Consider the following 14,085-nt stretch of genomic DNA (forward strand, 5'->3'; position numbering starts at 1 on the left):
TATGATTTTTATTTTAAACTAAATCTTAATCCAGCGTAATACATTTGTCCAAAAATTGGTGCATAAACAATCGAACTATCGAAATAATTTGAACCAAAAGGATTATCTGCTCCTAAAATTACGCGATGTTGTTGATAATTCGTTACATTTTCTCCTCCAATATATACTTCAAAATGTTTTGAAAAAACACGTGTAATCTGGAAATTAATTGTCCCAAATGGATTCGAATATTCATTCAACTGATTTTCTGGCAAATTATCTGATGTATTTGGTAAACGCTGTTTTCCAATCCAATTATACGTCGCATCAAAACGCCAATTTCTTCCATTTCTTTCATGTGTTTCATATTCAAGATTTGTAAAGAAACGATGCTTCGCTTGCAATGGACGTTCTAATTTTCCGTTTTCATAATCGGTTGCTATATCATAATATTTGTATGATGCTCTAATTTTGAAATGCGTAAATGGATTATAATTAAAATCGAATTGGAACGAATTTGCATACGAATCTCCTTCTAAATTATAAAACCTAACTTGGCGCGCTGAATAATCGATATCCGTCACAATTTGATTTTCGAAATCTGTTCGATAAAAATCTGCTGTAACATCAGCATTTTTTCCAAATAATTTGAATTCTTGAGTTACGCTAAATCCATAATTCCATGCAATTTCTGGATCTAAACCATATATTTTTCCATTTCCATCGCCCAAAATATTAAATTGTCTTGAAGAAGCAAATAAATTCTGATTTTCTGCAAATATATTATTGATTCGTTTTCCACGACCAACCGAAGCTTTTATTGTTGTTCCTTTTACAGGTGTATAACGTGTATGCAAACGAGGTGTTAAGAAAAATCCCATTCGATTATGATAATCTCCACGAAGCCCAGCAATCATATTGAAATTCTTCATATTATCAAACGTATATTCGAAAAATGCTCCTGCAGAATTATCAATTCGATCATAATTCGCATCAATCGGAAGCGCTACAAATTCCTTGAATTTATTATACGTAAAACTCGCTCCTGTAGAGAATTTATTTTTTGTATTGCTAATAATCGAACTGAAAATATAGTTGGAATAAAAACTTTGTTGCTCAATATCATATTGATTCAATCCAAAGTAAGAATCTTGTTTATGATAGCTAAACGCCGTTTGTAATCCCATACTTTGATAAGGCATTTCTGGAAAAACATACCCAATTTTTGACGAAACATCCACACGATTTGTATTGATTTCTGACCCCCAATAATTTGTTGTTAATTTATCACGATCTTTATCAAAATCAACTTGTCCTGCTTGTTTTGTATCATTCAAATATCTTGCAGATAAAAATCCAACCCAACCTTTTTCTAAGTTTTGATATTGCCAACGATTCATCACATTAACTTGATGTCCAAGCGGATTATCTAAAAACCCATCATCGTTCATATCATTCTTCGAAACGCGTGCATTTCCATGCATAAACAAAGAAGTACTCCATTTATCATTCAATTTTTTGTTCAAATGCACATTCCCTTCGAAGCGCGAATCTGTAGAACCATAAAGATTCACAAACAACGGAATATCATTTGAAGGTTTGATTAATTCTGTATTAATCTGCCCAGAAATACTTTCATAACCATTAATCACCGTTCCCGCACCTTTCGTCACCTGAATACTTTCTACCCAAGTTCCTGGCGTAAAACTAAGCCCAAAAGCTTGCGAAGCTCCACGAACATTTGGTATATTTTCTTCTGCAATCAAAATATAAGGAGAGGTTAAACCCAACATTTTAATTTGCTTATTTCCCATTACAGCATCCGAAAAATTGACATCAATAGAAGGATTTGTCTCGAAAGATTCAGCTAAATTACAACATGCTGCTTTCAACAATTCTTTTCCAGTCATTGTCGTCATATTGGTTGCAAACTTCGATTTTTTAAGCGAACTACTTGTATCACGAACCACAACTTCATTCAACGAAGTATCCCCAAAATGATCTTTTACATTGATGGTGATATTCTGAAATTCGTCTTTTAATTCCTTAAAAGTTGTTGTTTCATTGTCATAAAAAACACCTAAAATTGAGGTTGGTTGATAATTTTCGATCTCAAAGTTTCCTTTTTCATCTGTAATAACAGTAATATCTGACGATTGCCAAAACACTTCTGCTCCAACGATTGGTTGTTGATTTTGATCTGTAATTTTTCCTTTTAAAGTAGATTGTGCGTAAGAAAACGCAGCACTTAGTATAAATACTGAAGTGAATATTTTTTTCATTTTTACGATTTAAGGCTCAATGCCTATTTATTATTGTGTACTTGTTGATTAGATTTTCATCAAATACTTTAATATTTAGATAATAGCGTATTGTTTTCTGATTAATTTAATCAAAAAATAAACGGGTATTACCCTTCGTAAAATGTTAACTGAGAATTGAGTATATAATTTGGCGGTGCATTTGACGCAACATAAAAATCAAGGAAACTAGATTGATTGCTCACCTCTTCATCTTGAATCGGAATTCTAATTTGAAGAATTTCAGAAACTATAAAACTAATCGGAATAAGTTTTTGAATTTTGACAGTTTGCTTTTCTACAAACTTATCCGAATATGAAATATCCTTACAGCAATCATCTTTTTTAGATTTATTGTTTTCCGGTAATTCGCAATGTTTTTTTTCTGTTTTTGGAGGACAACACGAAGTAGAAACTCCCATTTCGTGCGAATTATTATCCAAATGATTCAACTTCACTTGCTCCACCACTCCTTGACAAAAATGCATAGAAAATGCGTAGCTAAGATTTGAAAAAATCAAAACCACCGACAAAACATACTTTATGTAATGTTGCATTTTCATGTTGGACAAAAATAAACAAAAAATTCAAATCAAAACAAACTGAAATTTATATCATTTTCAAAGTTTCTTATAGAATTTTCAGTTTTCATCACTTTATCTTCTTGCCTGTTTGTTCGTCGGAATATTAATAATCCCAGAACCATTTACCAACGATTTATCGTTTTCGTTAACAATTTTCAAAACAACTTCAAAATTTTGCCAATCTATCCCTTGCAAAGTCACTAAACCTGTTGCTTTATCAATCGATTTTATTTTAAATCCTTTATCAGGAAAATCTTGTCCATCGACAATTGGATCAAAATCCAACCCAACTTCTGGCTCAACTTTAAAAGCAGAATCTTGCACAAATTTGTATCGATCTTTAAAACTTTGCGTCAACAATTCATTTTGCTTGATATACTCATCTTCGTTTATTTTAACAATTGTATCCATGATATAATCAACATAATTATTCATAAAATCAAGCGCAACATTATAATTAACATCCGATTCTTTAACCGAATCTTTCACTTCACTTTCAATTTTATTTTCTGTTGATGAACTAGATGAATTATTAGAATTACAACTTGTAACAAAACTTAATAATAGAATAGGAAGAATAAACTTTTTCATAAGGTTATCATTTTTTAATGATTTAAAAGTATGTTTTTTTTGATTGAAATTGAAATAACTCGAATAGTAAAATCAATCATTTTGTTAATAATCTTCTCAAAAAATAGAATAAGCGATTAAAGCCTTACGATTTTATCAAAATATACCTCAATAGTCATCAAAAATCACTAAAATTGCACTTTAAATAAGAACACACAATTAATTATGTCAGAAGATATTTTCAAGAAAGTAGTTTCTCATGCGAAAGAATATGGTTTCATTTTTCAATCGAGTGAGATTTATGATGGATTATCAGCCGTTTACGATTATGGTCAAAACGGAGCTGAGCTAAAAAATAACATCAAACAATATTGGTGGAAAGCAATGGTACAAATGCACGAAAACATTGTCGGCATTGATTCTGCTATTTTTATGCACCCTACTACTTGGAAAGCTTCGGGCCACGTTGACGCGTTTAATGATCCTTTGATTGATAACAAAGATTCTAAAAAACGTTACCGTGCCGATGTTTTAATTGAAGATCATTGTGCAAAAATTGAAGGTAAAATAGAGAAAGAAGTTGCGAAAGCTGCAAAACGTTTCGGTGATGCTTTTGATAAAGATCAATTTGTTGCGACAAATCCTCGTGTTGTAGAATATCAAAATCAAATCAATACAATTTTAGCGCGCATGGGAAAATCTTTGGAAAACGAAGATTTAGACGATATAAAAGCTTTGATTGAAGAATTAGAAATTGCTGATCCTGTAACTGGTTCTAAAAATTGGACAGAAGTTCGTCAATTCAACTTGATGTTCGGAACAAAATTAGGAGCAACAGCAGATCAAGCAATGGATTTATATTTACGCCCAGAAACGGCTCAAGGTATTTTCTTAAATTACTTGAACGTACAAAAATCTGGACGTATGAAATTACCTTTCGGAATTGCTCAGATTGGTAAAGCTTTCCGTAATGAGATTGTTGCACGTCAATTTATTTTCCGTCAACGTGAGTTTGAACAAATGGAAATGCAATTTTTCGTAAAACCAGGAACTGAATTAGAATGGTACGAAAAATGGAAAGAAACACGTTTACGTTGGCATCAAACTTTAGGTTTAGGAAATGAAAATTATCGTTTCCACGACCACGAAAAATTAGCGCACTATGCAAATGCTGCTGCTGATATTGAGTTTAAATTCCCATTCGGATTCAAAGAATTAGAAGGAATTCACTCACGTACAGATTTCGATTTGAAAGCACACGAACAACATTCAGGTAAAAAAATTCAATATTTCGATAACGAAACAAACGAATCATACACACCTTATGTTGTAGAAACTTCTGTAGGTTTGGATCGTATGTTCTTAGCAGTTTTCTCAAATTCATTGAAAGAAGAAGTTTTAGAAGATGGATCAGAACGTGTTGTATTATCTTTACCAGCTGCATTAGCGCCAATTAAAGCTGCTGTTTTACCATTGGTAAAGAAAGATGGTTTACCAGAATTAGCGAAAGAAATTTTGAAGAAATTACGTTTAGATTACAACGTAATGTACGAAGAAAAAGATACTATCGGTAAACGTTACCGTCGTATGGATGCGATTGGAACACCTTTCTGTATCACTGTTGACCACGATTCATTAAACGATAATTCTGTTACTTTACGTTACCGTGATACAATGGAGCAAAAACGTGTTAATATTAATGAGTTAGCTCAAATTATCGACAAAGAAGTCAACATGAAATATCTTTTTGAACAATTATAAAAAGAATATCTTCTCAATACAATAATACTAAAGCTCAGAAATTTCTGAGCTTTTTTCATTTTTATTAAAATTTTTAACAATTTGGCAAAACTTTTGATTTTAATTTAGATATATTAATCTAAAAAATACAAATTATGGGCTTTATTATTAATCTTTTGGTATCAGCATTAGTTGTTTTCGGACTTGCTAACATTTTACCTGGAGTATCTGTAAAAGGATATGGTTCTGCGATTATTGTTGCACTTGTTATCGGACTTTTAAATGCCGTTGTAAAACCAATTTTAAACATTATTAGTTTACCTGTAACAATCTTAACATTAGGTTTATTTTCTTTTGTGATTACAGCAATTATTATCTTATTAGCAAGCGCAATTATGGGAGATAGTTTTCATGTTGACGGATTCTGGTACGCATTATTATTTGGTATTGTTTTAGCAATTGTCAATTCTTTAGTTGGAGGAATGATGGGAGACTAATTTATACAAATTACTACATATAAAAAGCTGTCTAATTTTGGACAGCTTTTGTATTTTATAAAAGTTTTATTGAGGATAAAATTTTATTTGCTCAAAAATATAGTTATCATGTTTTTTAAGAAGATCAACCAATTGTTTCAATTCGGACTCTTCCCATTTATTCTGAAACATCTCATCATGAATTAACACAACTATATTATTATTTGTAAAGGTTTTATTCGATTCTAATTGATTAACAATTTGTTTATAAATCGCTTGAACAGATTGCACCGGTGTTCCATCTTTTCCATGATGCGTCCATTCCAAATCCCAACCAATAACTTTATAACCCAACTTTGCTAAACCATCAGCCGTTTGTACACCAGAAGCTCCATCATTCTTCGATTTTCCGTCCAATCTCCACATGTTTCTTCCTGGTAAACGAACAATTTTATCTTGTAATTTTAGTATCGATTGGTTTTTCAAAATATCCTCAACCGACGTTTGCTCGTTACTATAAAACTTTTTGTACTGATCATTCGCATGCGTCCAACTATGATTACATTCTTCGATGTAAGGATTATCTTCGTAATATTTAAAATAATCCGTCATTGTTTTATTTTTCTCCACATGTTCTCCAACAAGAAAAACAGTCACTTTTAACTTCTCATTTTTGAAAACCTCATCAATATTTTCACTTCCATTCAAAGGTCCATCATCAAAAGTTAAATAGATATATTTTTTCACAGAATCACTCGCTTTCTGTGCAAACAAACTTGTCGAGAAGATTAATAAAAAGACACTCAAAAGTGTCATTATTCTTTTATTCCATATCATTTAAGTTAGTTTTTAATGAATTAAATGTATGAAAGAAATTCTATTTTTTATATTTTTCTAATGCTTTTTCTAATCGTGTTTTGATTCTTTTTTTCACTAATCTTGGAGCAAGAATTTCTATTTCTTCTCCAAATCCTAAAAGTTCTCGTTCCAACTCAAAATTATGTACAACTTCTATCGAAAATAAAGTTCCTTCGTCCGTCACTTCCAACACTTTTTGCGTCGCATGAATTGGTTTTGTCACCACATAGGGCGCTAATTTTTTATTCACACGAAAAACAACACGCTGCTCCCTTTCTTTCACACTTTTCGTTACGCCAATCGCATTGTTATAATACGTATCAAAATTAATTTCTTGCTCATCTACAAAAGGTTCATTTGCCAATTCATAAAACTCAACAATTCTATCCAAAGCCAACGTATACAAATTTTTATCTTTTCTCGATTTAGCCAATAAAAACCAGCGATTACGGTATTCTTTCAACAAATACGGATAATAAACTTGTTGTTTTGGTTCTTGATTTTTTGCTTTGAATGATTGATAAGAAATCAACAGAGGTTGCTTCTTCACTATTGCTTGATACAATCGATTCAAATGCTCCAAACCTTTTAACAATGGATTTTCCTCAAACTGAATATAATTTGGTTGTTGATGCGTTTGTTTGGATAAATTATTTTCGAGACGCGTAATAATCTCGTTCATATCATCAAAATAATTAAACCCATTCAATTGTTTCATTACCGAAATCACTTCTTTCATTTTATCTAAATCAGCAGAAGAAACTGGTGAATTATGAATCGAATAGTCATGATCTTTATATTCATAAAACTTTTTTTCTCGAACAACAATTGGCGCATTATAACCCAATTTATCACTTCGCATCACCTGAATGTCGCTTTGAATTGTCCGTTTCGAAACGCCAGAAGTTATTCCTTCGTATTCATACAAAGCTTCCGAAACTTTTTCTATCAAATCTTCTAATGTCCATTTTCTGAAATGATTTTGAAGACATTTATCGATCGTTTGATAACGTATTAATGCAATTTTATTGGTTGCCATGGTTGATTTCTTTGTTCAATACTACAAATTTCAAATCAAAGTACGCAATCTATTTGCGCAGAAATTTTTATTTCAAATTTTATTCAAAATATTTTCAATATAAAACCCTCTGTTAATCATCGTTTACAAATTATTTCGAAAAAATATTTTATTGCGCAATTCACTTGCACACTTCTACTCCAACTTTGTCAAAGGTTTAAAAACCAAACGATTTTAATTATTCCTTGACAAATGTTTCAGTATAGCATTGTAGTAGAAATTGTTTCATCACTTCTATTCTGAATAATTAAAATCTCCAGCGGATGGGTCGTAGGTTCGATTCCTACTTTCAGGAAACTGAAATAGCTCAGTGGGTAGAGCAATTCACACAGACTTTAATCTGTTTATCGCCCGAAAGGGTACCATTGGAAACAAAAGCTAAAAAGTTTTCTTTTCGAATAGAGAATATATTTCCTAGAAATGAATTTGAAATAAGATCAAAAACTTCTTTAAAACCTGAATTTGAAACTTTAGTTGATGATTGATTTCAAAAGTTTAAACTAAAAAATCAAGTCAAAATGATTTGAAAAAAATGATTAAAACAAGAAATCAAAATAAGCTGCTCAAACTTCAAATTCCGTTTTAAAAAAGGAAAATGATTTAGCTTTTTTAATTAAAAAATTTAGAAAAAGATTCTTCGATAAAGGAGAAATATAAAATAGTAAAAACCTATAAAAAATTAGATAATGAAAAAATTACCAATTAACAACCAAGAAATTGGAATCTATATCAAAAATAACGAAGTAGAAAAAATTTATACAAAAGGAAACTATTGGATTTTCTTTAATAAAAACATCGAAAAATTAAACATTAACGAAATAATTGATGAAAAATACTATGCAATATTTTTAGAAAATGAAACATTAAAAAATATGGTAGATTTTATCGAAGTTTTACATAACGAAGTGTTGATTATTTACAAAAACAATCAAATCTATGATTCATTTTACAATAAAAACGTGATGATTTGGAAAAATTCGACTCAATTAAAAGCTGTAAAATTTGATTTAAATTCTACTGACGAAATTAAGAATTTAACAAAAAGAGAAATAGATATTTTAAGAAAAGCTGGTGCGATTCGTATTATTTCTATTCCAACTTATCATGAAGGAATTTTATTTAAAGACAATGAATTTAATTCAGTTTTAAAAGCTGGCGAGTATAAATTTTATAACAACGAAGTTAAAATCTCGATGGTATCTTTTGATATGCGTCCGCAAACAATTGAAATTTCGGGACAAGAAATTTTGACGAAAGATAAAGCGCAATTACGAATCAATTTTATGGTAAATTATCAAATTACTGATTTGTTAAACGCTTATCAATCGAACAAAGATTTCGAAAAAATGATTTATCAAGCGATTCAATTAGGTTTGAGAGAATTTATTGGAAACATGAATTTTGATGATTTGATGTCAGATAAAAATTCGGTAACGAATTATATCATTCAAAAATATCAAGCTGAATGCCAAGAAATTGGTCTAAAATTGATTGACGCAGGTATGAAAGACATTATTCTTCCTGGAGAAATAAGAGAAATTATGAACCGTGTTTTGATTGCCGAAAAAACGGCTCAAGCTAATTCGATTACGCGTCGTGAGGAAACTGCTTCGACAAGAAGTTTATTGAACACTGCGAAATTGATGGAAGAAAACGAAACGTTATGGAAATTAAAAGAAATGGAATACATCGAAAAAATTGCCGATAAAGTGGGAGAAATCTCAATTTCTGGTGGATCGAATGTGTTAAATGAACTAAAAACAATGTTTACTAAATAATATTCTAACCAAATTATATGAAAACAACCGAACAACAAAACAAACCAATTAATGGAAATGATTTGATTGCCTTGGGTTATCCTGAGAATGAAATTTTAGGAATTGCCTTAAAAATTAACCGAAAAAGAAATGGTTATACAAAAGCCGAAATGCTTGATAAATATGCGCAAGTTTTGTCTTCGCCACAAGATTTCTTAGAAGATAAAATTTTCAAAACGCTTGCAAATGGTTTTATCAATGGAATTCATTTACCTCAACAAGATGAAAACTTAATTGAATTGAATGAAAATCCGAACGATTTCAACATTTATGGTGCAAAAAATATTGAAGATGGTGCTTTAGAACAAATGAAAGTAGCCATGAAACTTCCTGTAACAGTTGCCGGCGCAATAATGCCAGATGCTCATCAAGGTTATGGTTTACCGATTGGCGGAGTTTTAGCAACAAAAAATGCAATTATTCCTTATGGTGTCGGCGTTGATATTGGATGTAGAATGGCTTTATCGATTTATGATTTACCTGCTTCTTATTATTTTAAGCATCATGATTCTTTAAAAAAAACTTTAATAAAAAACACAAAGTTTGGTGCAGGACATGGTTTTCATGGTCAATACAAAGCCGAACATCAGATTTTGGATGATGCAAAATTCGAAACAAATTCATTTATTCAAAATTTAAAAGATAAAGCGTGGTCGCAATTGGGTTCTTCTGGAGGAGGAAATCATTTTGTAGAATTTGGTCTGATTGATTTCAAAGAAGATGATAAGAAACTGAACATCAAAAAAGGTTCGTATTTAGCGTTATTAACGCATTCTGGATCGAGAGGTTTCGGTGCTACAATCGCTGGACATTATACAAAAATTGCAAAAGAAATTTGTAAACTTCCTTATAAAGCACAAAATTTAGCTTATTTGGATTTGGATTCTGCAGAAGGTCAAGAATATTGGATTACGATGAATTTGGCTGGTGAATATGCTTCGGCTTGTCACGAAATTATTCATCAAAAAATTAAAAAATCTATCGGTGCAGAAGTTTTAGCTAAAGTAGAAAATCATCATAATTTTGCTTGGAAAGAAATTTACAATGGCGAAGAAGTAATTGTTCATCGAAAAGGTGCAACACCAGCTTCTAAAGATGTGATGGGAATTATTCCAGGTTCAATGACTGCGCCAGGATTTTTGGTTCGCGGAAAAGGTGAAGAAAATTCTATTCATTCGGCTTCTCATGGTGCTGGTCGAAAGATGAGCCGAACACAAGCAATTAAATCATTATCACAAAACAAGATAAACGATTATTTGAATGATTTTGGAATTACACTAATTGGAGGCGGAAAAGATGAAGCGCCGATGGCGTATAAAGATATTCACGAAGTAATGGCTGCACAACAAGATCTGGTTGATGTTGTGGCTACTTTTACACCTAAAATGGTCAGAATGGCAGATGACGGATCGAGAGAAGATTAAAAAAATGCCTGAACAAATGTTCAGGCATTTTATATTTTATTGATTAAATCCAATCTTTTGGATGTTTTAACACGTCTACTAATCTATATTCTTCAGAACCTTCTTCTGGCTGATGATTATAATGCCATTGTACATGTTTGGGTAAACTCATCAAAATAGATTCTATTCGTCCATTGGTTTTCAAACCAAACAAAGTTCCTCTATCATGAATTAGATTAAATTCCACATAACGACCTCTTCTAATTTCTTGCCATTCCTTTTGTTCATCAGAAAATTCATCATTTTTGTGCTTTTCAACAATCGGAATATACGCCTCCAAAAATGAGTTTCCTACTTCTGTTACGAAATCATACCATTGTTCAACTGTTTTTTCTGAAGTTGGTTTCAAGTAATCAAAGAACAAACCTCCTATTCCACGCGCTTCTTCTCGATGCGTATTCCAAAAATATTTATCACATTCTTCTTTATACTTTAAATAAAAAGCCGCATCATGCGCATCACAACTTTTTTTACAGATTGTATGCCAATGCATCACATCTTTTTCATCCAAATAATATGGCGTCAAATCTTGACCTCCTCCAAACCATTGATCGACAATATTTCCTTCTTTGTCATACATTTCAAAATATCTCCAATTTGCATGAGTCGTCGGAATATGTGGACTTGTTGGATGAATAACCAAACTCAATCCACAAGCAAAAAATTTACCCGAAGAAACATTCAAAGCCTTTTGCATGGTTTCTGGTAATTCACCATAAACCTTAGATATATTAACGCCAGCTTTCTCAAAAACAGCTCCGTCAGTTAAAACACAAGATAATCCACCACCTCCTTCTTCGCGTTCCCAATTATCTCGTAAAAATTTAGCTTTACCATCAACTTCTTCAAGTTTGGCTATAATTTTACTTTGTAAGTCTTGTATATATTGAAAAAATTGATCTTTCATCATAAATATTTTTGCAAATATAGAATGAAATCTCCTTGTGATAAAATTAGCCTTAAGATTAATAAAATTTCAAACCTTAATTTATAATTTTAAATGGTATATCAAAAATTAATCTTGCAGGTTCTCCTTTTTCAGTAAAAGCTGGAATTATTTTTTTGTTGTCTTTTTTCAATTTTAAAACATAATTCACAAAAGCCTCTTCTATAAGTAATTTTTCTGAATCATTCCCATTTATTTCTAAATCTTGAAATTCACCTTCTTTATTTATCTCAAATTTAACTTTTGCATTTACATTTATTTCATTAATTGTCAAACCATTATTTTTTAACACCTGTTCAACTTCAAGCAATAGCTGTTTATTAAAATCCTTACTAAAACAGTCTGCTAACTTCTTTACACCTTTCTTTTCAAATTTTTCACAACCAGGATAAATCATCATCCTAGCCTTCCCTTTTTCTTGAGCAAAGACAATTGAACTAAATAATAAAAAAGTAAATAGTAATTTCATTCATTTTAATTTTTTGTAATATAACAAAACCCATATCCATTATCAGAATTATAAGTAATATATATTAAAATACAATTTTAAATAGTAAATACTTATATTTATCAAAATCAATAGAACCTTCAAAATAAACTTAATAGCATTAAAAATAAATATTTTAGCCAATTAAAATCATTTAAACGATTTAATTTTAAATCAAACCAATAGCAATCCAAAAAAGTTATTAACAATATTATTCACAAAAGAAATCTTTCTATACCTTTGCAGAAGAAATTTTATAAAACAAAATATAAATGTCACAAAACGGAATTCCATCGGTTAATTTAGCAGACTTTTTATCTGATGATCCAGCAAGAAAACAAAAATTTGTCAACGAAATTGGACAAGCATACGAAGAAATCGGATTCGTTGCTTTGAAAGGACATTTTTTATCTGACGAATTAGTTGAAAATTTATATAAAAGCGTTCGCGAATTTTACGCTTTACCTACAGAAACAAAACAAACTTATGTAGTAGAAGGAATTGGTGGTCAACGCGGTTATACAGCTTTCGGAAACGAACATGCTAAAGGTAGAACTGTTGGTGACTTGAAAGAATTTTGGCATTTTGGACAGTATTTAACTGAAGAAGATAAAGCGAAATACAACTATCCAGAAAATGTTGATGTAAACGAAGTTCCAGGTTTTAACACTTATGGTGAAGAGACATACAAACAATTAGAAAAAACTGGTGTTTACGTTTTACGTGCTTTGGCTTTATTCTTAGGTTTAGACGAGTTTTACTTTGATGATAAAGTGAAAAACGGAAACTCTATTTTGAGAGCAATTCACTATCCTCCTATCACAGAAGAGCCTAAAGATGCGGTTCGCGCAGGTGCTCACGGAGATATTAACTTGATTACATTGTTAATGGGAGCGCAAGGTCGTGGATTACAAGTGCAACGTCACGATGGAACTTGGGTTGATGCTATTGCTGCTGACGACGAATTGGTGATTAATGTTGGTGATATGTTATCTCGTCACACAAACAACAGATTGAAATCTACAATTCACCAAGTGGTTAATCCAGAGAAAGAATTATGGGGAACATCTCGTTTTTCTATTCCATTCTTTATGCATCCAGTTTCTGAAATGGACTTATCTGTTTTAGAAGATTGTGTAACAGAAGAAAATCCAAAACAATTTGAAGATATTACAGCTGGGGATTTCTTAACTCAGCGTTTAAGAGAAATTGGTTTAATTAAATAAGCCATATTTAATCTAATATTTCATAAAAAAGAGAGTTGATTTTCGTCAACTCTCTTTTCTTTTACATTCCTCTTACGTACATGTTGTAGTTAAAAATATCCAAACACAACAAGGTGTATTTATAATCATTTTTATTGATATCCACTTCCAAAACTGGATCCGAATTATAAAATCTAATTTTTAGATTATCATTCTTATCCAATAATAAATAAATGGAAGAAATCGTTGGACGAATATCATTCATCCAATTTCTCAAAGATTCTTTTGAATCTTTAATCAACTCAAATTTTTGAAAATATTCTTGAAAAAAATTCTCTAAACGTTGCACTTGTGTCAAACGATCCAATTCGCGATATAAATCGATAAAAACGCATAATTTTTCGCGCTTTGGACAAACACATGGATATGGATGTTCTCCATTATAAAGCCATCTTTGCCACTTTTTACAAGACGTTTGTTCTATTGCTTTCTCAAATTCATCTTCGTATTTTAAAAGCCACCAATTCATACGGCAAATCCGTAAATTGCCTTTTGATAACTGCAAAAGCTCGTCTATATAAG

At 31.0% G+C, this 14,085-nt stretch carries 13 protein-coding genes; 5 read left to right on the forward strand and 8 right to left on the reverse strand.

Annotated elements, in window-relative coordinates; translation table 11 throughout:
- Window positions 1-8 precede the first annotated feature (8 nt).
- From ACTS9J_RS11840 to ACTS9J_RS11850, 3 genes are all read right to left on the reverse strand, one after another.
- A complete protein-coding gene (locus tag ACTS9J_RS11840; RefSeq protein WP_286495820.1) occupies window positions 9-2,261 on the reverse strand; it encodes a TonB-dependent receptor in 2,253 nt (750 codons plus the stop codon).
- Window positions 2,262-2,389: 128 nt separating this feature from the next.
- On the reverse strand, window positions 2,390-2,836 hold the full coding sequence (locus tag ACTS9J_RS11845; RefSeq protein ID WP_125349052.1) for an HYC_CC_PP family protein: 447 nt from the start codon (window positions 2,834-2,836) through the stop codon (window positions 2,390-2,392).
- A gap of 99 nt (window positions 2,837-2,935) precedes the next feature.
- Window positions 2,936-3,454, reverse strand: coding sequence for a hypothetical protein (locus tag ACTS9J_RS11850; RefSeq protein WP_286495819.1), 519 nt, complete (start codon window positions 3,452-3,454; stop codon window positions 2,936-2,938).
- Between the two features lie 204 nt (window positions 3,455-3,658).
- Here ACTS9J_RS11850 and ACTS9J_RS11855 point away from each other — a divergent pair, with 204 nt between their 5' ends.
- Window positions 3,659-5,194, forward strand: coding sequence for a glycine--tRNA ligase (locus ACTS9J_RS11855; protein WP_219035232.1), 1,536 nt, complete (start codon window positions 3,659-3,661; stop codon window positions 5,192-5,194).
- 134 nt (window positions 5,195-5,328) lie between these two features.
- Window positions 5,329-5,670 carry a phage holin family protein gene (locus ACTS9J_RS11860; protein ID WP_115001266.1) on the forward strand — a complete coding sequence of 114 codons (342 nt, stop codon included), beginning with the start codon at window positions 5,329-5,331 and terminating at the stop codon, window positions 5,668-5,670.
- Between the two features lie 66 nt (window positions 5,671-5,736).
- On the opposite strand, the gene ACTS9J_RS11865 is transcribed toward ACTS9J_RS11860, so the two are convergent.
- A complete protein-coding gene (locus tag ACTS9J_RS11865) occupies window positions 5,737-6,486 on the reverse strand; it encodes a polysaccharide deacetylase family protein (protein WP_115001267.1) in 750 nt (249 codons plus the stop codon).
- Between the two features lie 40 nt (window positions 6,487-6,526).
- Window positions 6,527-7,546 (reverse strand): helix-turn-helix transcriptional regulator, encoded by a 1,020-nt coding sequence (locus ACTS9J_RS11870; RefSeq protein ID WP_448353272.1) that lies wholly within the window; start codon window positions 7,544-7,546, stop codon window positions 6,527-6,529.
- A 725-nt stretch (window positions 7,547-8,271) separates the two neighbouring features.
- Between ACTS9J_RS11870 and ACTS9J_RS11875 the strand changes: the two genes are divergently transcribed.
- Both ACTS9J_RS11875 and ACTS9J_RS11880 read left to right on the forward strand, forming a co-directional pair.
- Entirely contained in the window at window positions 8,272-9,363 is a 1,092-nt protein-coding gene (locus ACTS9J_RS11875) for a slipin family protein (RefSeq protein WP_448353273.1), read from the forward strand.
- Between the two features lie 17 nt (window positions 9,364-9,380).
- Window positions 9,381-10,826: an RtcB family protein gene (locus ACTS9J_RS11880; RefSeq protein ID WP_221855970.1), complete on the forward strand. Its 1,446-nt coding sequence runs from the start codon at window positions 9,381-9,383 to the stop codon at window positions 10,824-10,826.
- A 43-nt stretch (window positions 10,827-10,869) separates the two neighbouring features.
- On the opposite strand, the gene hemF is transcribed toward ACTS9J_RS11880, so the two are convergent.
- Window positions 10,870-11,772, reverse strand: coding sequence for an oxygen-dependent coproporphyrinogen oxidase (hemF, locus tag ACTS9J_RS11885; RefSeq protein WP_448353274.1), 903 nt, complete (start codon window positions 11,770-11,772; stop codon window positions 10,870-10,872).
- Between the two features lie 76 nt (window positions 11,773-11,848).
- Window positions 11,849-12,280, reverse strand: a complete 432-nt coding sequence (locus ACTS9J_RS11890; RefSeq protein ID WP_291074332.1) for a hypothetical protein — start codon at window positions 12,278-12,280, stop codon at window positions 11,849-11,851.
- A gap of 290 nt (window positions 12,281-12,570) precedes the next feature.
- On the opposite strand from ACTS9J_RS11890, the gene ACTS9J_RS11895 reads away from it, so the two are divergent.
- On the forward strand, window positions 12,571-13,524 hold the full coding sequence (locus tag ACTS9J_RS11895) for an isopenicillin N synthase family dioxygenase (RefSeq protein ID WP_291049064.1): 954 nt from the start codon (window positions 12,571-12,573) through the stop codon (window positions 13,522-13,524).
- Window positions 13,525-13,585: 61 nt separating this feature from the next.
- Here ACTS9J_RS11895 and ACTS9J_RS11900 read toward each other — a convergent pair whose 3' ends face one another.
- On the reverse strand, window positions 13,586-14,032 hold the full coding sequence (locus tag ACTS9J_RS11900; RefSeq protein ID WP_448353275.1) for a hypothetical protein: 447 nt from the start codon (window positions 14,030-14,032) through the stop codon (window positions 13,586-13,588).
- Window positions 14,033-14,085 lie beyond the last annotated feature (53 nt).

The sequence above is a fragment of the Empedobacter sp. ULE_I140 genome (assembly GCF_053482575.1).